Source organism: Geobacter sp. OR-1 (assembly GCF_000813145.1).
Lineage (GTDB): Bacteria > Desulfobacterota > Desulfuromonadia > Geobacterales > DSM-12255 > Geoanaerobacter.
In genome coordinates this window covers 92,082-114,141 of the sequence record NZ_BAZF01000005.1, presented here as the reverse complement: position 1 = coordinate 114,141, position 22,060 = coordinate 92,082, and the positions used below count along the sequence as shown (strand labels likewise).

The 22,060-nt window shown below is 55.2% G+C and carries 13 protein-coding genes and 1 riboswitch; of the genes, 6 read left to right on the top strand and 7 right to left on the bottom strand.

Annotated elements, in window-relative coordinates; genetic code table 11:
* Positions 1 to 32 precede the first annotated feature (32 nt).
* The 4 genes from OR1_RS06920 to OR1_RS21985 form a co-directional block, all read right to left on the bottom strand.
* Positions 33 to 644: an outer membrane protein gene (locus tag OR1_RS06920; RefSeq protein ID WP_041970897.1), complete on the bottom strand. Its 612-nt coding sequence runs from the start codon at positions 642 to 644 to the stop codon at positions 33 to 35.
* A 28-nt stretch (positions 645 to 672) separates the two neighbouring features.
* A complete protein-coding gene (locus tag OR1_RS06915; protein WP_152609837.1) occupies positions 673 to 1,131 on the bottom strand; it encodes a FlgO family outer membrane protein in 459 nt (152 codons plus the stop codon).
* Positions 1,132 to 1,314: 183 nt separating this feature from the next.
* Entirely contained in the window at positions 1,315 to 1,995 is a 681-nt protein-coding gene (locus OR1_RS06910; RefSeq protein WP_041970895.1) for a FlgO family outer membrane protein, read from the bottom strand.
* Between the two features lie 18 nt (positions 1,996 to 2,013).
* On the bottom strand, positions 2,014 to 2,274 hold the full coding sequence (locus OR1_RS21985) for a hypothetical protein (protein WP_152609836.1): 261 nt from the start codon (positions 2,272 to 2,274) through the stop codon (positions 2,014 to 2,016).
* A gap of 430 nt (positions 2,275 to 2,704) precedes the next feature.
* On the opposite strand from OR1_RS21985, the gene lipA reads away from it, so the two are divergent.
* Positions 2,705 to 3,550, top strand: a complete 846-nt coding sequence (gene lipA, locus OR1_RS06905; protein WP_041971047.1) for a lipoyl synthase — start codon at positions 2,705 to 2,707, stop codon at positions 3,548 to 3,550.
* Positions 3,551 to 3,740: 190 nt separating this feature from the next.
* The gene (locus OR1_RS06900; RefSeq protein WP_041970894.1) at positions 3,741 to 4,379 is read left to right on the top strand and encodes a two-component system response regulator; all 639 of its coding nucleotides are present in this window, start codon (positions 3,741 to 3,743) and stop codon (positions 4,377 to 4,379) included.
* A 110-nt stretch (positions 4,380 to 4,489) separates the two neighbouring features.
* Here OR1_RS06900 and OR1_RS06895 read toward each other — a convergent pair whose 3' ends face one another.
* On the bottom strand, positions 4,490 to 6,346 hold the full coding sequence (locus OR1_RS06895) for a cytochrome c3 family protein (RefSeq protein WP_041970893.1): 1,857 nt from the start codon (positions 6,344 to 6,346) through the stop codon (positions 4,490 to 4,492).
* A 246-nt stretch (positions 6,347 to 6,592) separates the two neighbouring features.
* On the bottom strand, positions 6,593 to 7,129 hold the full coding sequence (locus tag OR1_RS06890) for an MXAN_5187 C-terminal domain-containing protein (protein WP_041970892.1): 537 nt from the start codon (positions 7,127 to 7,129) through the stop codon (positions 6,593 to 6,595).
* Between the two features lie 167 nt (positions 7,130 to 7,296).
* Between OR1_RS06890 and glmU the strand changes: the two genes are divergently transcribed.
* From glmU to OR1_RS06870, 4 genes are all read left to right on the top strand, one after another.
* Positions 7,297 to 8,676 carry a bifunctional UDP-N-acetylglucosamine diphosphorylase/glucosamine-1-phosphate N-acetyltransferase GlmU gene (gene glmU / locus OR1_RS06885; protein WP_041970891.1) on the top strand — a complete coding sequence of 460 codons (1,380 nt, stop codon included), beginning with the start codon at positions 7,297 to 7,299 and terminating at the stop codon, positions 8,674 to 8,676.
* Between the two features lie 81 nt (positions 8,677 to 8,757).
* Complete coding sequence (gene glmS, locus OR1_RS06880) at positions 8,758 to 10,587, top strand: glutamine--fructose-6-phosphate transaminase (isomerizing) (protein WP_041970890.1); 1,830 nt, start codon at positions 8,758 to 8,760, stop codon at positions 10,585 to 10,587.
* Between the two features lie 63 nt (positions 10,588 to 10,650).
* Positions 10,651 to 11,856 (top strand): ATP-binding protein, encoded by a 1,206-nt coding sequence (locus OR1_RS06875; RefSeq protein ID WP_160295221.1) that lies wholly within the window; start codon positions 10,651 to 10,653, stop codon positions 11,854 to 11,856.
* A 331-nt stretch (positions 11,857 to 12,187) separates the two neighbouring features.
* A riboswitch (cyclic di-GMP riboswitch) is annotated at positions 12,188 to 12,264 on the top strand.
* A 136-nt stretch (positions 12,265 to 12,400) separates the two neighbouring features.
* A complete protein-coding gene (locus OR1_RS06870) occupies positions 12,401 to 12,877 on the top strand; it encodes a response regulator (RefSeq protein WP_237754248.1) in 477 nt (158 codons plus the stop codon).
* Between the two features lie 283 nt (positions 12,878 to 13,160).
* Here the strand turns inward: OR1_RS06870 and OR1_RS06865 are convergent, their stop codons facing one another.
* Entirely contained in the window at positions 13,161 to 21,974 is an 8,814-nt protein-coding gene (locus OR1_RS06865) for a GH36-type glycosyl hydrolase domain-containing protein (RefSeq protein WP_237754247.1), read from the bottom strand.
* Positions 21,975 to 22,060: the final 86 nt, after the last annotated feature.

Genomic DNA, 22,060 nt, shown 5'->3' with positions numbered 1-22,060 from the left:
AGATTTCAGCATCAAGTGATGTTCAGGACACTTCAGAAGCGATATCGGCATCCAAGCAGCAGGTTGTGGCTCCTGTATTCCAGTTTGGTTCCGTTCAAATCAAAGTCGGAAGTGGCAAAATACCGATAGCCCGCATCCAGGTCGATTCTTCTCGAAACCTCGTACGAAATCCCTATCCCGGTCTGATAGGCAAGCTGTGAGTTGCTGGTGGAGTCGCTGATACGAGTCCCCCCCTGTTTTATCTCCCCTGCATACATTGTTGCGAGCCCAACTCCGGCCATGACAAACGGTTTGACTGGATAGAGAAACGGGACAACCAAGTATCCGTTCGCCATGTAATCCACAACATCGATTGTACCGCTCAGGATGTTGCTGTTCCCATTAACGGAAAGACTGTCAACATCGTTGGTCCGATAGCCGATCTCCATTTCTATGCGCGAGATTCCAAAATCAAGCCCGGCATTCCCAGATAGTGTAAACCCGGTATTGTATGACATAGTGCCGGATGCGGTATTGTCTGATAACTTACCGTCAGTATTAATTGCCGCCCCAACATTTAAGCAGATATATGGCTCAGCCGCTGCTTTTTGTGCAAGTGAGGCCAAAAATAAGGATGCAACAGCAATAAAAACATATGATTTCATTTAAATCACCCCTTGTTGGTTATTGGAACTAATAAACTTTATAAGTGATTTTGTTATCTGAACAAGTAAAGGTAATTTCTTTACTGCTCATCTTGGTGATTTTCCCCGTCGTCAAATCAAACTTTTTAACAAAAATCATAAGCTTGTCAGGAGACTGGCTATACGTTCCGACAATAAAATCTTTTTTAACTTCGTCCTGACGAATTAACAAATTATTTCGTGTCAAGACGCCCAATCCTTTTTCGTTTAACGTGAAATATTTGGAAAGTTCGGCCTGTTGTATGTTATAGCCACAAACTGAATTCAAAGCACTTCTCATTACCTCACCCATGACAATACCGGCCGGTTTTGGAGTAAGTGAGTTGAGGTCCACAAAGTCGGTTACCAGTACGGATTTTTCCTGCATGCACAAAGGCGCGTTTTTTTCTGCGACCTCCGCACAAGTTGACACACTGCCGCCATTACAGATATCTTTTGCAAGTTCCACAAATAGGCACTTCAGGTCTAATACGTCAATTTGCTTGTCGAGACTCTCATAGCAGACATTCCCCTGCCTGATTATGCTTCGGCTACCTTCATGACAACTAGATATGGCCGAACATCCTGTAAGGTTCAAAAACAGACATAAAAGGATCGATATTAAATACGTGAATTTTTTCCTGAGCATCATTTAGAACCCACCGATTATTTTCATTGATGACTTAACTTCGTATGACGGAACATTATAGAGCAATTCCTCTGCGTAATCGTTAAGTGGAAGATGAACTTGGCCTGCGGACGCCACTATGCCTGTTTCGATATCAATTACTCTCGCGTTCACTACAATATGATTCTGATTAACTGAATAGGTTCCAGCAACGATTCCACCTACTTTATAGGTGTCTCTGATCTTCTTGATGTCCCTACTCAAGGAGAATTCTCCTGAATCGTTGATAACAATATCTTTTGTAAGTCTCACATCAAATATCTTCCAATGTCGGACCTGTAGTTCATGAATCAGGTTCTCTGAAACCAAGCGACCCAGGCTCGTTGTTTCGTTCAATTTGTCCAGATTGGCAAATGAAGTGATGATAAAAGTATTTGCCAATATTTTCCTATCAATATTTCTTTCAAGCTGATCTGCCAAAAAAATCAATTGTGCATTAAAATTGCCTATCTGTGTGCTGCTGCGTTGAATGTTCAACGGTTCATTGACCAAATATCTCTGATTGGAGTGCAATTTCGAGTATTCAGATTTAACGTCATAATGTTCACTCTTGTTATTACAATTCTTGAAATGACAAGGTGCGCATGCAGATAATAATGTAATAGATAAGATGTATGATAAGATCCAGTAAAAAGTGCTTTTCATTAAATTGCCCTCCCTTAATTATCTTTCAGTTACAATTTCCTGATGATAGATATATTCAGATCTAGAAGATCTATATTCTGACTGTTTGGCTCGATATGAAATAGGATAATCAGCGCAAGCATAATCCCAAATAATATCATATGAATTATCTGAAAAGCATAATGCACTATTGTTACATGGAATAAAAACCTTACTTCTTGTGCCGTCGTTTAAAATAGTCGAAGTTGCACATCCCGCAATTATCGTTGAAGCAGCCAATAGTAATAATGTTTTATTCATAACTCCTCCCTCTTAATTTATGTGTGAATAATGTAATATGATTGCCCGAAAAAAAACCCAACAGAAGAATAAATCCACTGTTGGTGATCTCTTTTGCATCACAAATTATGTAAAAATACTTAAACTTGCCGTCAATGGATTTTCTGGGCAAAGTATTATATTTTGTATTACCTTGTGCTTCAGTGTAACGTAGTAAAAAGGCACATTGCACTGGCCGGGGTTATTGCATTTAATTAACTTCATGAAAAAACATATCGGCAACAAATGTTAGCTCTTGAATATTTTTTATCTTTTCCGGGGCAATTATTTTATTTACTGTTTTCCTCCAAATTTACTTTGGATGGATTCTTGTTCGCGGGGATCTCGTATTTACTAAGGAATGAGAGGATAATGTCTAATTCGTCGATTTCAGGAGATAAGAATGCCTAAGCTGCCAGTTGTCAGAAAGCCGGAATGGCTGCAGAAGCGGGTCAGTCCAGGCTCGCATGCCGAAATGGAGCGATTGCTCGGCGGCCTTAAGCTGCATACGGTTTGCCAGGAGGCTCTCTGTCCGAACATCAGCGAGTGCTTCCGTCAGAAACAGGCGACCTTCCTGATTATGGGGAATGCCTGCACCAGGCTCTGCACCTTTTGCAACGTCAGGCAGGAGACTCCTCAGCCGGTTGACCCGGGAGAGCCCGTCCGTGTGGCTGCGGCTGTTGAGCGGCTCGGACTTGCCCATGTCGTCATCACCAGTCCGACCCGCGACGACCTCCCCGATGGCGGGGCCGGCCATTATGCGGCAACAGTCGCGGCAATCCGCTCTCTCTCGCCTGACACCCGTATTGAACTGTTGGTCCCGGATTTCCAGGGGGACAGGGGCAGCCTGGCTACTGTTCTGACAGCGCAACCGGACATCTTGGGCCATAACCTCGAAACAGTGCCTAGGCTCTATGAGATCCGCAAGGGGGCCGACTATTGCCGCTCACTGGCACTGCTTGAGGACGCAAAGCGTCTGGCCCCATCGATACCGACCAAGTCGGGGATCATGCTGGGGCTTGGGGAGACCCTTGCCGAGGTGAGGGGGGCACTGGCCGATCTCCGTTCCGTGGACTGCTCGTACCTGAGCCTGGGCCAGTATCTGGCGCCAAGCCGCAGTCACCAGCCGGTGATCGAGTTCGTGCCGCCTGAGGTATTTGACCTGCTCCGCCTGGAGGCTCTTGAAATGGGGTTCCGGCATGTGGAAAGCGGGCCGTACGTGCGGAGTTCGTACCATGCTGCGAGCTACGGACAATGATGAATTCTGTGTAGAGAGCGGTAGAATTAAGCGATACCACATGGTCCGCCTGCAGTTGCCGGTTATTTGGCCCCCTTTGACTTTCTGGTGAGTTAGAATATACTTATTCTGTCAGCGGTTTCTATTGATTGGTGCGGTAGCCAATGGAACGATGTCCATCCAGGAACAATCATCGCGAAGGGATACCCATATGGCACATCAACGAGGGAAAGTACTGATTGTCGATGATGACCTGCTCAGCATAGAGACCCTTTCCGTTCTCCTATCTGCCGATTATTCCATATCCGTTGCCCGAAACGGTTTAGAGGCCCTTGAATCAGCCAATGCAAGCGAGCCTGACGTCATACTCCTCGACATTGTCATGCCGGAGATGGACGGTTATGAGGTTATCAGGCAACTTCAGGCAAATCCAAAGCTGTGCGATATCCCTGTGCTCTTTATTACCGTCATGTCTGAAGCGGAATCTGAAATAATAGGGCTGTCGCTCGGAGCCCACGACTACCTAACCAAACCATATAACCCGAAGATCGTCAGGCTCCGGGTAAAGAACCATGTCAACTTCAAGCGCAACAATGACCTTGTAAAGCAGCAACGCGATCTTCTGAAGCAAAAAAATGAAGAACTGGAAAATACCCTGTCGCGATTGCGAAAGCTGGAAGGGATTATTACCATCTGCATGTACTGTAAGAATATCCGCAATGAAATGAATTCATGGGAACAGCTGGAAAAATACGTATCCGCGAACTCTGATGCGCTGTTTAGCCATGGCGTCTGTCCTGAATGTTTCAAAAGGATCAATCTGCAATCAATAGAGGCAATTGACCAATAGGCCGTCAGGTAAGTCCCGCCCGCACGGTCAGTTTCCAAAATACAAAAGAAAAGAGGGGTGCCGCAACGTGCGACACCCCTCTTATTTTTCAACTTAGCTGAACTGTTGGATCAGTGACCGCCGCCATGCATGAAGGCGAAGATCATCAGGACCACCAGGGTCAGGCCGGTAATAACGGCACAGAAGCCGAATGCCTTGACGAAGAAGTCGTACATCACGCCGCTGGTCTTCTTGCAGGCGTATTTCTCCATGATCCCCATTTCCTGGTAGCGCTTCCATTGATCGCCACGCTCTTCGAGCAGTTCCTCCTTGGCGATCTGGCCGTTGAAGATGACGAAGTCCATCGGGAACTTCTCAGGCCGTCCGTGGGTGTTGAAGAAGTGGACGGTGAAGATGAATCCGGTGGCCAGCAACGCCTCATCGGAGTGGACAATGGTGGCGATGTTGAATGCCCAGCCCGGCAGGAACATGCCGAAGAATTCGGGGAACCAGAGCATCAGACCGGAGCCGCCGATGGCGAACATACCCCAGAAGACCGCAATGAAATCGAATTTTTCCCAGTATGTCCAGCGGTCAAAGGTCGGTTTCGGCCCTCTGAAGAGGAACCAGCGGACCATGCCGGTTACGTCCTTGATGTCGCGGAAGGTCGGCATGAGCGAGTCGGGACCGAACATCCTCTGGAGGAAGTTGCCCGGGAGATCCTTCCTGACGAAGAGGAAGTGGAAGGAGAGGAGCAGCGCCCCGGAGAAGTATACGAAGGTGATGCCGGCGCAGCAGCGATGGATGAAGCCGGCGTTGGCCGACCCGCCGAAGAACTCCATGAATACCTTGGCCCAGGCCTGGTTGCTGAACTTGAGCGGCAGGCCGGTCAGCGAGAGGCCGAGGAAGCTGATGATAACCAGCAGGTGCAGGAAGACATGGCGTTTGAGGAACCGGCGGTATTGCTTGTGCGGCTCGTCGACATGTGCTTCGTGATGATGCCCTGCGTGCATGGCCGCCAGTTTCTCACGGTTCTCCACGAAACCGCGGAACATCCAGAGCAGCGAATGGATCCAGAAGACGACGAAGGTGGAGACCAGCAGGCCGGTCATGGCCATCAGGGTCCAGTACAGAAGCGGATATTTGTCGCGGTCCGCTTCGCCATGAGCATAGAATTTGGCAAAGAGCGGGGTGGCCTTGGGGTGGCACTTGGCGCACATCTTGACCATGTTCTGCGGATTGACGCTGGAGGCCGGATCGTTCTTAGGTAGAACCATATGGGCGGTGTGGCAATCGGCGCAGCCCGCAACTTTTTCCGGGAAGCCGAGGCGGTAGTTCTTGCCGTGGTAGCTCTCCATGTAGGTCTTGACTGCAACGTTGAAGACGTTGTTGCGCTGCATCATCTCCTTGTCGCTGTGGCACTTCATGCAGACCTTGGTATGGAACTCCCGTACTTCTTTGGATTTACCGTCGCCGATCGCCTTGATTTCATGCAGGTTGTGGCAGTCGTTGCAGGCAGCGGAATCCTGGTTGCCGGCAGCCACGGCCTTGCCGTGAACCGAGGAGCGGTAGACCGATTCCTTGTCGTGACACTGCACGCACTTGGCAACCGCAATACGCTTGTCTTTTTTCCAGTAACGGTGGATATGGATATCAGTGTGGCAGTCCGCGCACATGACACCCTTCTGGACGTGAACGCTGTTGTAATGTTCGGCGTTTTCCCGCTTGTGGCAACGCTCGCAACGGACCTTGTGGACCTTGGTCTCGCCCTTCATGTGTTTGGCGAGATCCACGATCTCCACGTGGCAGCTGGTGCAGGCGTTTTTGCCGTGCACGGAGGCTGCATAGGCGGCTGCCGAAACCTTGGCGCTGTGGCAACCGAGACAGGTGGCCGGGTCGATGGCCATTCCCTGTTCTGCATGTACCGGCAGCGCAAAACAGGCCAGAGCGGCCAATGCGGGAATGAGAGTAATTAACTTCTTCAACATGAATGAAACTCCTCCTCAAGCGAGAGTGGTAATAGCGACGGATAACGCTTCCATGTCTTTGCCAGTTTTATGACGTTTATGGAAGCTGTCGTTTAATGGGGAATTTGCAATAATTCCCCATGATTAGTTTATAATCTTGGCGATATTAATTGTCATGGGAGGAAAAAGCAACTTAAAAATGGTATACTGTATACTTTTTTGATACACGGAGTTACGCGTTTGCCTGTAGAACGAAACCGGTCAGACTCAGGTTTTGGGGCGGGCTTTTATCTTGGGTTTTCCGTCTTCGATAACCACGCGGAATTCGATGTTGTTGCAGTTGTGTTTGTATTGCAGGGCTTCCTTCTGCTTTTCCAGAGTAGATTTCAGCGCCTCGGGGTTTATGTTGTCCGTATCAAGATTGCAGGTTCTTCTTGCTTCAAGGTATTGGGCGAAAATGCCGTCTATCTCGCCGTTGCCGCCCGATACCGAGGTGCCTTCCCGGGCCTGCTGGTGCATGCCCATTCTGAACTTGTCCCTTGAATACCGCCCCTCCTCGATCTGCCGGTTGATCCTGCCCCAGTACTGTTTGTAACTTTGCAGCCGCGCTACCAGGGAATTGTATTTGAATTTGACCATGGTGTTGACGATATTTGTGCCGACATATTTCCGGGCAGTCCGTTCAACCTCCTCCAGGAGCTTTATCGGCTCCCTTTTTTCCAGGCCGAGGAAATACTGTTCGTATTTGCGGACGAGCTCGTTGAGCTTTTCTTCAAAGACGATTATTTCTTCAGCAATTCCCATACAATCTCCCGAGTTGTAAACTATATCCGCATAATATTGGCAAGTAAAGGCAAAATGATTGTGCTGACGGGTACTGACGGCGCCTAATTCCTTGACGGTTGGAGAGACTAGTGTATATAAAAAGAGACGGTTTTTACCGAATTGCTCCAATTTGTTGGAGGTGAGGCATGAGCGAAGTGGCAGCCCTGGTCCTGGCGGCAGGAAAGGGTACCAGGATGAAGTCCGGTTTTGTGAAGGTTCTGCATGAGGCAGCAGGAGCGCCCCTAATTGACTGGCCGGTTGCCGCAGCCAGGGAAGCCGGGGCCGGGAGGGTTGTGCTCGTTGCCGGACACCAGGCCGACAGGGTTCAGGCGCATTTCAGCACTGATCCGGCCGTCAGTTTCGCTCTTCAGCAGGAACAGCTCGGTACCGGCCATGCGGTTGCCTGTGCTGCCGGTGCCCTGGAAGGATTCAGCGGCACTATCCTGATTCTCTGCGGCGACGTGCCGCTGATACGCCCCGAGACCTTGCAGGGGATGCTGGCTGCGCACCGTGACCTCGGGGCAGCATTGACGGTGCTGACTACCCACGTGGACAACCCGTTCGGCTACGGCAGGGTCGTTAAAGGCGAAGGAGGTCGAATCCTCCGGATCGTCGAGCAGAAGGACGCAACACCCGAAGAGCTCAAAATAAACGAAATAAATTCCGGAATTTACTGTGTCGAGTCTGAATTCCTGTTTGCTGCCGTTGCCTCTCTTTCCAACGACAATGCCCAGAAGGAATACTACCTGACCGATATCGTCCTCCGTGCCGCTGAACAGGAGCTGCTCGCGCTGGCGTTCTCCGTGGACGATCCGGACGAGGTGATGGGAGTGAACGACAGGGCCCAGCTTGCCGCGGCCGGAGCGGTTCTCAGAAAGCGGATCAATGAATCGCTCATGCTTTCCGGCGTCACCATGATCGCTCCTGATACCTGCTACATCGACAGCGGAGTGAAGATCGGCAGCGACACGATCATCCATCCCAATGTGCATGTCTCCGGCAATACGATTATCGGCAGCGAGTGCGTGATCGAGCCGTCGGTGGTGATAAGGAATTGCACCATTGCCGACAAGGTGACGCTCAAGGCCGGGTCGGTCATGGCAGACTCAGTCATCGGGGAAGAGGCGGCCATCGGGCCGATGGCCCATCTGAGGCCGGATTCCCAGCTCGGCGCCCATGTCAAGATCGGCAACTTCGTGGAGACCAAGAAGATCGTCATGGGTGAAGGTTCCAAGGCGTCGCACCTCACCTATCTCGGTGATGCCTCCATCGGCCGGGATGTGAACATCGGCTGCGGCACCATAACCTGCAACTACGACGGGGTGAAGAAGCATCGTACCGTGATCGGCGATGGGGTATTCGTAGGGAGCGACGTGCAGTTCGTTGCCCCGATAACCGTGGGGGCGAATTCCCTCATTGCCGCAGGCACTACCGTCACCCAGGACATCCCCCCGGACTCGCTGGCCCTTGCCAGGGTGCCGCAGGTAAACAAGGTGGGCTGGGTTAAGAAAAAGCGTGAAGGGTGAATCGCTCCCTTCAGTCGCTGTGAAGAGTGAATTAAGATCTTATTCACATTTTCACAATTCACATTCACAGGAGTTTAACTTATGTGCGGAATAGTCGGATACATCGGCAGTCAGCAGGCAACACCAATAATCATCGACGGACTGCGCCGCCTGGAATATCGCGGCTACGACTCTGCCGGTGTCTGCACCATCGCGGACGGTTGCGTTGAGATCCGTCGCAGCGAGGGGAAGCTGGTGAACCTGGAACGGCTCATCGCCGACCGTCCCCTAAGCGGCAGCATCGGCATCGGTCACACCCGCTGGGCCACGCACGGTCGCCCGTCCGAGGCCAATGCCCACCCGCACCAGGCAGGCTCCGTCATTGTCGTGCACAACGGGATCATCGAGAATTACCTCCCGTTGAAAGAGATGCTCAAGGGGCGGGGTTGCATCTTCAAGAGCGATACGGACACCGAGGTCATTGCGCATCTCGTCGCGGATCGGCTGAAAGAGGCCGGGGATTTTGAAAAGGCGGTCCGCCTGGCGCTGGGGGAGGTCCGGGGCGCCTATGCCGTTTGCATCCTGTGTCAGAGCGAACCCGACACCATGATTGCCGCCAAGCAGGGTGCGCCCATGGTCGTCGGCCTCGGCAACAACGAACATTTCATCGCCTCGGATATCCCGGCCATTCTTTCCCACACCCGGGAAATGGTCTTCATGGAAGACGGGGAGATGGTGGTGTTCCGTAACGGGGAGCCGGTTTTTTCCCTGGTAACCGGTGAACTGCTGGAGAAAAAGCCGCGCCATATCGACTGGTCCTCGCTTATGGCCGAAAAAGGCGGTTACAAGCATTTCATGCTCAAGGAGATCTTCGAGCAGCCGCGGGCAGTGCGCGATACCATCACCGGCCGGCTTATGGAAGAGCAGGGGGATGTGTTCCTCGAAGACATGCAGCTCTCCGATGAAGAGCTGAGATCTGTCGACCGGGTCTGCGTGGTTGCCTGTGGTACTTCCTGGCATTCCGGGCTTGTCGGCAAATTCCTGGTCGAGGAACTCTGCCGTGTTCCCACCGAAGTCGATATCGCTTCGGAATTCCGTTACCGCAATCCGGTGATCAACGACAAGACCCTGCTGCTGCTCATCTCCCAGTCCGGGGAAACCGCCGATACGCTGGCCGCGTTGCGCGAGGGTAAATCGCGCGGCGCGAAAAATGTCGCGATCTGCAATGTGGTCGATTCTTCCATTGCCCGCGAATCGAACGGGGTCATTTACACCCATGCCGGCCCCGAGATCGGCGTTGCCTCTACCAAGGCTTTCGTGACGCAGCTCGTGGCGCTCTACCTCTTTGCCCTCCGTTTCGGCCAGGCTCGCGGCACCATCGACCGGGAACGTGGCCAGAGGATGCTGGCAGACCTGGTTCATTCGCCGTCCATAGTCGAGGAGGCGCTGAAGCTTGATCCCCAGGTGGAAAAGGTGGCCCGGACCTATATGACGGCGCGGGATTTCCTTTACCTCGGTCGCGGCACCAGCTATCCCATTGCGCTTGAAGGTGCGCTGAAGCTGAAGGAGATATCCTACATTCACGCCGAGGGATACCCGGCCGGCGAAATGAAGCACGGCCCCATCGCGCTGATCGACGAGAACATGCCGGTCGTGGTGCTGGTGCCGAAAGACCGCCATTACGAAAAGGTGGTCTCGAACATGGAAGAGGTCATCGCCCGCGGCGGCCGCGTCATTGCCGTCTGTACCGAAGGGGACGAAGAGGTGCGCGCCAAGGCCGAAGTGACCCTGGAGATACCTCCGGTACCGGAAGACCTGCTCCCTCTGGTTCTCTCCGTACCGCTGCAACTGCTGGCCTATCATGTCGCGGTTCTAAAGGGGACCGACGTCGATCAACCGAGGAACCTGGCAAAATCAGTTACGGTAGAGTAGGGGTTATTGTGCATATTTAAAATGACACTTTAAATCTGCATGGTTCTATGGTATTCTCATGTCATGACATACATTCAACGTGACATTGAAAACCGATTGGAGCGCTTACTGGCATCATCCCCCTGCGTGGCCGTCACCGGTCCTCGGCAGGCAGGCAAGTCCACCCTTCTCAGGCACTGTCTCCCCGATTATCGGTACAGGAGCCTGGACGACCCGTTTTACCGGGAGCAGGCCCTTGCCGATCCCCACCTCTTTCTCGACGACCTAGGCGAGCGGGCCATCATCGACGAGATCCAGCTTGCTCCCGGCCTGCTTTCCTACGTCAAGCTCCGCGTCGATGAGCGTCGGGATGTCAAAGGGCGGTTCGTCTTCACGGGCTCACAACAGTTCGGCCTGATAAAGAATCTCTCCGATTCCCTGGCTGGCAGGATCGCCCTGCTGGAGCTTCTTCCCTTTTCCATAGCTGAAAAGCGTCGTTTTCTTGCCCTTCCCAACGCCATCGACCTATTTACGGATGCGGCGCTGAACGGCTGTTACCCTGAACTGGTGGTGGATCAGTCCGTCGACCGGCAGGCGTGGTACGCATCCTACCTGCAAACCTACCTGGAGCGGGACATCCGGACCATATACAACATAGGGGATCTGCGGGACTTCCAGCGTTTTGTGCGCCTGCTCGCTGCTCGCTGCGGGCAGCAACTCAACATGTCCGATTTCAGCCGTGATCTGGGCATATCCGTTCCAACCATAAAGAGTTGGCTTTTGATTCTTGAGGCGAGCCGAGTGGTCTATCTGCTCCCCCCCTATTTTACCAACCTTGGGAAGCGGATCACCAAGGCGCCCAAGATCTATTTTCTCGATATAGGCCTTGCCTGCCACCTGGCGGGCGTGCGGGACGAAACCCACCTGTTCAACGGTCCCATGGCCGGCCATCTGTTCGAGAACTTCTGTGTCCAGGAGACGGTCAAGTTCTTTCTCGGTCGGGGCGAACAGCCGCCGCTCTACTACATACGAACCGGCAGTGGCCTTGAGGTAGATCTGCTGATTGAACCCTCGGCAGGGATGTTGATTCCGGTGGAGATTAAACTCACCAAAACCCCATCGCCCAATATGGCCCGTACCCTGACCACGTTTCGCGATTCATTTGCGTCCCTTGTCCCTGCGGCAGGGCTTCTTCTCTCTCTTGCCGATCAGCCCCGCCCCTTGACCCGTGATGTTGCTGCGGTGACCCTGGACGATTACTTTGCCCATCTACAGCAGGTGGCAGGATAGAGCCGGTTGCAGTGGGGCTTTGGTATGGTAGTTTTCAGTGGTTGAGAGACAAGTGCTAGCCGCAGCATACGAGGGTATCCAGCTGGAAAATAGATTTTGATAGCGGAAGGCTTGAACTCAGCAGAAGTGATGAAATGAGGGCGCCAGTATACAACTATATTTCGTTGCTCCTGAATGGCAATAATTGTAACCTGTTGAAATCACGTTGTCACCAGTATACGACTTTATTTTACTGGGACACTCTCTCGACGGGCATTAGCCGGACTTTAGAAAAATATTGACAAACCCTAATAAAAAAAACTACATTACAAAAAAGTTGTTTTTGAGCGATAGACGATAATACTCAACCATCCGCGAGGATGGGGCGGAAAGCCTATAGGGTCTCACTGAGACAGCCGGGTTGCCGAAATTTCACACGATATTCGGTCCCGGCTTTTTTGTTGCCAAAAACATAAGAGGAGGTCGAATAAGCAAGAGGTGCGTCTTTTCCGCGTCTTATCTATTTAAATGAAGTTGAAGAACATTTTTTAGGGACAGCCGATATATGGATATCTCCTATTCGTTCAATGTAAATGATCAGATGAAATCCAAAGGCAGGACAATTCTTCTCGCCGAGGACAACCTCGATGATGCCTTTTTAACCCAGAGAGCACTGAAGAAAGCCAACATCATAAACGCAATCTACTGGGTCAAGGATGGCGTCGAAGCAGTCGATTACCTGTTCAGGAAGTGCCTTGACCGGAGGGAAAAACTCCCGAATCTGGTACTCCTCGATATTCACATGCCCAGATTAAACGGCATCGAGGTTCTACAGAGGATCCGTTCTGACGAGAGAACCCGCTTATTACCGGTCGTTATCTTCTCCTCTTCATCCCAAGAGAGTGATCGGATTGAAAGTTACCGTCTTGGTGTCAACAGCTATATTCAGAAACCGATCGACTTTAATCAATTCGAGCAGATGGTCTCGTTGATCGGCTATTACTGGATGCTATTAAATCATGGGCCAATCCAGAAGTTTTGACATGTAAGGTTTTGCTTTGGTTTTTAGGTGCGGTGATAAAAAGGAAGGCGCCGTGCCTTTAGACCAAAAAGAGAGCCGGTTACCTTGTGGTGACCGGCTCTTTCTTTGCCAACCCATTCAAAGTGTCACGGCTTCTCATTCCAGATCGGGTTCTGCTTATCGTCGGGATGTAGCTTTTCGAGATCCTCTGGATCAACATGCCAAAATGACTTGTCGATTGCGCCTTCCTCCCTATAATTCTATTGAATAGCTAAAGATTATAATCTTTCGCATTGCGCATCTTTTACTCCGGGCGCCCCATCCGGACGACAACCTGATGCTTCACCAATCCGTGCTCCAGCGTGATCACACCGCCGGTAATACGCTGTCCATCCATCTCCACCCAGGCGACTCCAGACTCGCAGCCATCCGGATTCTCCACCTGGATCGCGTAGATCGCTTCACCGTGCCGATAGCTAAGGCTGAACCCCTGCCACGCCGCAGGAATGACCGGATTAACCCGCATCTCCCCGCTTTGCACCTGTAAACCCAGGACCTCTTCGATCCAGGCCCGATACATCCACGCCGCCGATCCGGTATACCAGGACCAGCCACCCTGGCCAACGCGGCCGGACAATCGGTAGACGTCGGCGGCCACCACGTAGGGTTCGACCCCGTAGTGCCAGACTGCTGCCGCATCGCGGGCGTGCTCGATCGGATTGAGCATGCGCAAGAGCTGCACCGCCCGCTCCCCATCCCCTTTGCGGGCCATGGCCATTGCCATCCAGAGGGCGGCATGGGTGTACTGACCGCCATTCTCCCGCACCCCGGGGGGATACCCCTTGATGTAGCCGGGTGACGGCTCTGCAGTGTCGAAGGGTGGCTCGAAGAGCAGCACCATACCTTCATCCTGGCGGACAAGATGCTGCCACGCCGATTCCAGGGCCTGATTCGCCCGCGCCGGATCGGCGGCGCCGGAAAGCCATGCCCACGATTGGGGCAGGGAATCGATCCTTGCTTCAGCGTTCGCCGCGGACCCGAGCGCAGAGCCATCGTCAAAGGTCCCCCGCAGATACCACTCGCCATCCCAGCCGGCCTGTTCTACCCTCTGGATCAGGGCATATCTGTCATCCCGATAGGTTTGGCTCAGCTCTGGTTGATGAATGAGGCTCGACAGTTCAGCCATCCCCTGCAACAGCTCGCAGAGGAACCAGGCAAGCCATACGCTTTCTCCTTTGCCACCGGCTCCCACCAGGTTCATTCCGTCGTTCCAATCCCCTGTTCCTATCAATGGCAGGCCGTGGGGCCCGATAGTAAGCCCCTGGCTGACCGCGCGACGACAGTGTTCAAAGAGCGTGGCGTGTTCAAAGGTGACTTCCGGTGTGGAGAATTGCTCGTGCTGATCGTCCAGCAGCAGGGGGGCGGTGAGAAAGGGGACTTCCGTCTTGAGAATACCGGTATCGCCGGTTGTCCGAACATAGTGAGCGACGACATAAGGGAGCCAGAGAAGGTCGTCGGAAATACGCGAGCGGATCCCGGCGCCGGCAGGTGCATGCCACCAATGCTGGACATCACCCTCTTTGAATTGCCTGCTGGCCGCCAGCAGGATATGGTCGCGCGCCAGTTCCGGCTTGGCGTAAAGGAAGGCCATGATATCCTGTAGCTGGTCGCGAAAACCGAAGGCACCGCCTGACTGGTAAAACGCGGAGCGTCCCCAGATGCGACAGCTTAAGGACTGGTACTGGAGCCAGCGGTTGATCAGGAGGTCGGCGGCCAGTTCGGGGGTATGCACTTCAATCGTGCCGAGTAGTGCATCCCACCAAGCCCTCGTCTGATCGAATGCGGATTCGAATGCCTGATCCTCCTGGTAGCTGAGCGCCAGCTCCCGGGCCTTGGCCATTGATTCGGCCTGGCCCAACATGCAGATGATATCTCGGCGCTCTCCCGGTGCCATTTCTATGGTGACCCGGAGGGCAGCGCACGGGTCCAGACCAGCCCCGGTCCGTTGTGACAGCCGGGTCAGCTCCATGCCGGCCGGATTGGCCAGCGAGCGGTTGCGGCCGATGAAAGCAGTCCGGTCGCCGTCGTATGAGTCGGCCTGGGGGGTGATGGCCACGAAGGCAACCCGCTCTCCGTACTCGGGGTGGTAGCGGTTTTGTGCCAGCAGAGCCCGGGCTTCGTCGTCCCAACCGGTTATGACGTGCATCTGTGAGCTTTCGCGGTTTTCGCCGAGGGTGAGTTCGGCATAGTAGGTTATTGATACCCTGCGCCTTCTGGCTGATGCGTTGGTGAGCCGCAGACGCTGCAGCTTGATCGGCTTGCCCCCGTGCTCATTCACCGGCACAAAGACGGTCAGCTCCTGCTCGATGCCGTTGCTGTTATGCTCGAAAACCGTAAAACCCGCTCCGTGTCGGGCACGATAGGCGGTTTCCTCCCGGATCGGTCCTGCTGTCGGCGACCAGAACACGCCGCTCTCCTCGTCGCGAATGTACAACGCCTCCGATGCCGGGTCCAGCACCGGATCATTAGACCAGCCGGTCAGACGATTGCGCTGGCTGTTGCCGTACCAGGTGAAGCCGGATCCGGTTTCGCTGACCATGGTGCCGAAAGTAGGGTTGGCGATGACGTTTACCCAGGGTGCGGGGGTGTTGGTGTTGGGACCGAGGTAGATTACGTACTCACGGCCGTCCTGCGTAAACCCGCCGAGACTGTTGAAGTAGTTCAATTCCATGAACGGGAGCGGCGCCGAGGGCTCACGGAGAGCGCGTTTCCGGACCAGCGGTTCAAGCAGCTCGGGAGCCTCTACCGGGATACCCAATTGCTGTGGCAGTGTGCCGCGTGCCGCCACCAGCACGATACTCGCTGCGGCCTTGAGCAGCGTTTGATCTGCCTCCGGGATGTGCGCTGCATTGCGCAGGAATATCCCGCCGGCCCGATCAGACGCTGCCGAGAGGGCATGGGTCTGGATCAGCTGTTCCAATCGTTCCTGGAGCGGCCGCTCATAACTCCCTGCCTCCTCGTTGAGGATTACCAGGTCGGCCGACAAACCATACATCCGCCAATAGGTGTGAGCCTGGAGCAACTGGCGGACCAGGCTGATATCCCGGACGGCGCCGATGGTGATCAAGACCAGCGGCAGGTCGCCCGAAATGGCATAGGGCCACAATCCGGCCTGGCCCTTGTGGTTCTCTTCCAGGCGTTCGGCCGGGGCGCGCAGGAGGTGATTGGGATAGAGCAGGTGACTTGCAAGTTGCTGGAACCGGCGCGCTTCGTCAGGCTGGATATGAAGCACCTGCAACTGCTGCTGGGACGAGCGCCAGGCGAAATCCATGGCCCGTTCGGTCGCATGTGGGTCGCTGTACTTATCCATCAGCAGCAGGACCTGCTCGCGGGTGGACCCGGCAGTGAGCACCAGGGAAACCTGGGCGCGCTGGCCCGGTTCCAGGGTGAAACTCCGGCGCAGGCTTAAACTGGGGTCAAGAACAAAACCCTGGCTGTTGCCCAGACTCTGGCTGGCTCCCATGGGGTTGGCAAGGGTCCGGCCGCGGCCGATGAAGCGCCCCCGGTCGGTTTCAAACTGCCACTCTTTTCCGGACAGGACTACATCCCCGGCATGCTGCAGCGTCAAGCAATGGGCCACATACAACGGCAGTTCGTTTTCACTGCGCGGCCGCCGGTAGGCAAGAAGAACTTGCTGCTCAGGGAGCGCTTCGGTCTGGATGAACAGCTTGTTGAAGGCCGGATGCTGGCGATCCGCGTTGTGGGGCGCCATGGAGAGTTCGGCATAGCTGGTCAGGTTGAGGCGGCGAGCGTGAAGGGAGCGGTTAACCAGGGTGATCCGGCGCACCTCGACATCATCTTCCGGGGAGACGACAATCTCTGTTTCCGTGCGGATACCGTTATCGACGCGGCGGAATGCGACCCGGTCAAGGGCAAACTCTACGGCATACCCCTCAACCATCCCGCCGACCGGGTGATAGGTGTTGGCCCAGACGCGATCCGGATCGGCCTCATGGATGTAGCAGAAGGTCCCCTGGCTGTCACAGGTCTGATCAGAACGCCAGCGGGTAAGTTCCCGGCCGTTCCACTGACTGTAACCGCCACCGCTGTTGGTGACCATTAGCCCATAGCGGCCGTTGCTGAGCAGGATGCTCTTGGGAGTGGCGGTATGGGGCGTGGTGATGGTGCTTCCTGCCGGCGCCACCAGGTCTGCACCCAGCAACTGCGGCTCATTCTGACGCGTCGAGATCAGGTGCAGCGGCGGCAATGTCGGGATGCGCTCCTGAAGCAGGGCCTCAAAGGCCCGCACTCGCGAGTCGCTATGAAAACGGCGGGGGAAGGGGTTGCCATGCAGAAAGTTGGTCAACGCCAGGAACGCCATCCCCTGATGATGGGCCATGTACGCCTCAATAATCACTCCCCGCTTGAGGGGCTGACTTCCGGGATCGCGCTGCGGTTGCCGGCTGAAATCCATGGCTTCGTAATACCCGTAATCGCCCAGCAGACCGAGCCCTGCCAATCGGTGCAGATTCTGCACGGTCTCTCTGGGCGCTACGTTCAGTGCCAGCATGGAGGCGTAGGGAGCGACTACCAGCTGTTCCTCCAGGCCACGCTTCAAACCGAGCGCCGGTACACCGAAGGCCTTGTACTGATAGGTCTTGTTGAGGTCCAGGTCGGCAAACGCCGACTCGGAAATGCCCCAGGGCACACGATGCGTGCGGCCGTAGGCAATCTGGGTCGCCACTGCTTCACCGGCGGCCTTGTCTAGGAGCGAGTTGTCGTAGGAGCGCTGGAACAGGAGTGGCATCAGGTATTCGAACATGGTCCCGGTCCAGCTGAGCAGTACGCGCTGTCGGCCGATTGCGCCGTAGGGGCGGCTCATGGAGAACCAATGTTCCAACGGCACATCGCCCCGGGCAATGGCGACAAAACTGCCGAGCCTCGCCTCACTGGCCAGGAGATCGTAACTGGAGCCGTCCAGGCGAGCCAGAGAGACGTTATAGCCGATGGCGAACAGCTTGCGTTTTTGATTATAGAGAAAACGCATGTTCATCCCCGCTGATAGTTCGCGGACGCTGACCAGCAACCGCTCAATCATCCCCAGGGTTTCGCCGGCCAGCCACTGGCTGGTTGCGAAGGCTGTAATGACGCGGTCTAGCCATGGGTCGAACGGTGAGCCTGCTTGTATGGACTCCTCCCGGATTTCTTTGAGTATCCGGATCGAGTCGATCCGGCCATGGGCAAGGTTGAAGAGGGTTGGCGCCTGAGACAAGTCCTTGCGAATGGCGAGCAGGGCCTCAGGACCAAGTTTGACAGACTCTGATTTCAGTTTTTCAGCAAGTATTTCGACCCAGTTGAGATAGCGGTCCACGATCGATATCCAGGCGGCCACCTGCTCCTTCATCTCGTCGGTCCATGATGCCGCTCCTCCCGGAACAGGAGGGACCCGGAAGTTTCGGTCCATTTCCCGCAGCAGGCGCAGCTTATCAACGAAGTGAGTTGGTGGAGATTCACATGAGGTCATCAGCTCGTTCAGGATGTTGAGATCGAAACCGGGCCGGCGCTCATGGCTGACAACCTGTTTCAGGATTTCACCGGTGTCGAGAAAGCCGGCAAAGGCCTTGTCATCAAGTATCGGCTGGTGCATCAGCTCACCCACCCCTTGTTCCATGGCCCACAGGGCACCAAGAAGGTTGCCGCTGTCAACAGTGGATACGTAGCGTGGTTCGAGCGGAGCCAGGGTCTGGATATCGTACCAGTTCAGAAGATGGCCTTCATAGCGCTCCAAGCGGCCGATGGTTGCCATAGTTCGGGTCAGTTGTTCGACGACCTGGGTGATTGTCAGGTAGCCCGAATCATGGGCTCCCAGAGCACTGGTCATCCATAGGCCGATGTTTGTCGGACTGGTGCGCATGGCCAAGCGGTCCTGATGCGAGACCTGGTAGTTATCGGGAGGCAGCCACGACGTGTCATTACTGACAAAGGCCGAAAAATAACGCCAGGTGCGCCGGGCGACCTGCCTGAGAAAACGGCGGTCCGTCTCCGGCAGCGGTTGTGCCCGCTGCTGCAGAGCAGGGCGCAGATTCAGGCGCCAGCCGAGCAGCGGGGAGAGAAACCACAAAACGAGCCAGGGGGCGGCCTGCAGCAGGCTGGCCGGCATGACGCGCCAGATTGCATAGCCCACGATTCCGCTGAAGATGCTCCCCAGGGCCAGGGTCGCCACGAAGAGCGGTTGCCGCTTGGAGGCGCTCCAATGGGTTGCCTGGGCCGTCCACTCCAAAAGATTGCGCCGGGAGATCATGCGGCGGTACCAGACCCGGCCGATGGCGTCCAGGGCGACTGCTGCCTGGTGCGGCAACAGCGCGGCGTCGGCAATCGCCCGCAACAGGTCGTGCATCACCTTCGACAGGTCGAAGTACTTCAACCCCTTGTGAGTGGTGGCCATGGTGAAGGGTTGGGCCAGAGGGTGGAAGAGGAGCTGCATGCCGACCACCAGCGTGGCGATCCCGCCGATTTTGGGAGAAATGAGCCACGAGGCGATCAACAGGCCCAGACTGGCGGAGGGCAACAGGCTGCGGCGCAGGTTGTCCAGGATTTTCCAGCGGTTCAAAAAGGATAAGGGGTTGGGTCCGCGGCCACCGCCGGGCAGGGGAACACGCTGGAAAAGCCACCCTGCAATCTGCCAGTCGCCGCGAATCCAGCGATGGGCACGGCTTGAGTAGCTTTGGTACCCTTGCGGGAACTCGTCAAAGAGCTCAATGTCGCTGGCCAGTCCCACCCTGGCGTGAGCCCCTTCGATCAGGTCGTGGCTCAAGACCCGCTCTTCCGGGAAACGACCCGAAAGCACACGGCTGAAGGCGGCGACATCATAGATTCCCTTGCCATGATATGACCCTTCGCCGCTCAAGTCCTGATAGACATCGGAGACCGCCTGGCTGTAGGGGTCTATGCCAACGGCATCGGCGAAGAGCCGGCTGAAGATCGAGACGCTCGTGCTCGGCAGGGTTGGACTCACCCTGGGCTGGATTATGGTGTAACCGGCAATGATGTTACCCAACCCATCGAAACGGGGCTGATTAAGCGGGTGCGCCAGGGTTTCAACCATCCTGCGGGCCGCAGCGTGCGGCAACTGGGTATCGCTGTCCAGGGTGATGATGAAACGGATGTCAGCCAACTGATCCGGGTCGCCCACGTAGACCATCGGAGCAGCGGTTTCTGACCGTGTGCCGTCTATCAGGCGGTTCAGTTCCTCCAGCTTGCCCCGTTTGCGCTCCCAGCCGATGAATTTCTGCTCGGATTCGCTCCAGGTACGCTCTCGATGGAAGAGTAAAAAACGCTCGGCGCCATGGCGCTGATTGAGAGCCTCCAGAGATTCTTTTGCAGTTTGGAGTAACCGACTGTCGTCTTCAGCCGTAAGCGCGGCTGAATCGGTGTAGTCAGTGAACAGGCTGAAGAGCAGATTCGCTTCCTTGTTGGCCAGGTAGCGGATCTCCAGCTTCTCCACCTCGGCGCTGACCGTCTCCGCATTGGTAAGCAGCATCGGCACGACCACCAGGGTGCGAAATTCATCGGGAATCCCCGAATCCTCGAAATCCATCTTGGGCAAGGGCCGCGGCTGCAGCAGTCGCGTAATCAGGTAATTGACGACCTCGATTGCCAGCTGGCTGACCGGAATCAGCAGGAACAGCAACAGTCCCATCTTGATAGCGGGTGATAGCCCGATGGTCAAGGCGGCGATCAAGGAAAGAAACATGGCGGTGAAGCCGCCGATACCCAGGAAATAAACGGCCGTATGGTGGCTATAGACCCATGCCAGGGTGCGGTAGCGATCTGTTTCGCGACAGGCGATCAGCCGGGCCAACTCGGCACGTGCCTCACCGATCAGCCAGGTGCCGACGTGGCTGCGCAGTGCACTGGTTGCAGGTCCTCTTTTGGCCTGAGACGCCAGCCTGATGACCTGCTCCGCGACCTGTTCTTCGCTATGGGCGGAGCGGTGGGCGAGCTCTTCAATTGCCCGCCGGCAGCGGTCACGGGTTGCGAAATCCATTCCACAATAAACTCCGGATGGATCGCGGCGCAACAGCTGCTCGACCCGGTTGAGCTTTTCGAAAATCTCCCGCCAGTCCAGCAGGGCAAGCTGGCGCAGGCTGGTGATGGCATTGCCGCAGGACAACTGCTCCCTGGTCTGCCGGTTTTGCTCGCGCAGATTGAGATCGGGCAAAGGGGTTTTGAGCGTACGCTCAAGCCAGCTCTGCACTGGTGACAATGCCGCGGCCTCGTCATAGAGCAGTCCGACCAGTTGGGCACCGAAATAAGGGCTGGGACTCGGTTCCGCTTTGGCAAGTTCGGCCAGGATCGCGAACAGTTGGTTGGAATCGCGGCGATTGGCAGCGATCAGCCTGTTTGCCCAGAAGTCGGCCAACTGGCGTTCGCGCAGATCCGCAAGCGCGGTGACGGCCAGGCTCTGGATGCTTTCGATCAGCGCGATGCGCAACATCTGGGGGATTGCCCAGAGTTCGCCGATCGACAGCGTGCGCACGGATTGATACGCCTCGATATAAGCCAGGATATTTTCCCGGTCCAGGCGCAGTTCGTTATGGGAAACAAGATCTTTGGCCAGACCATAGATGCACGGCAGACCACGGTAAGGATCAGAGGCCAGTGCGGGCAGCTGCCGGTAAAAACGTCGGGGCAGGTTCAGCAGGACATCGCGGGCGGTCCCCTCCAGGATGTACTCGTTATCAAGAATCCAATCGGCAGCCGGCGTGGCTTTCTGCTCCAGGCGGCTCGCTGCGGTGAGATCGGCGCAGACCTGACGGACCCATTGGCGGGACTTTTTGAGACGATTGAGCAGCTCGGAAGAGTGCTGCGGTTTTGGGTCTACCTGTTGCTCTCCGGCATGGCGCTGGGCATGTTCAAGGATCTGTGACGGGGAAAGCTTTACCTCCTGGGTTCGCGCTTCAACGCGCCGCTCGCGCTTGGGATGCATGACAAACAGCGCCGGAGGGATATCGCTGCTTTCCCGCAGGATAGACAATGGACGCTGTAAAGATTTGACCGGTGCCCGGAGAATCAGTACAGATTCCCCGGAGACGAGCCAGCGGGCATGATCGCGCATTACTTCCGGCTCAACGCCCTGTCGCCGGAAGAGTCGATTGCAGATATGGACATCTCCGTCAGTGCCTTTATGGATCAGAGTAGTAT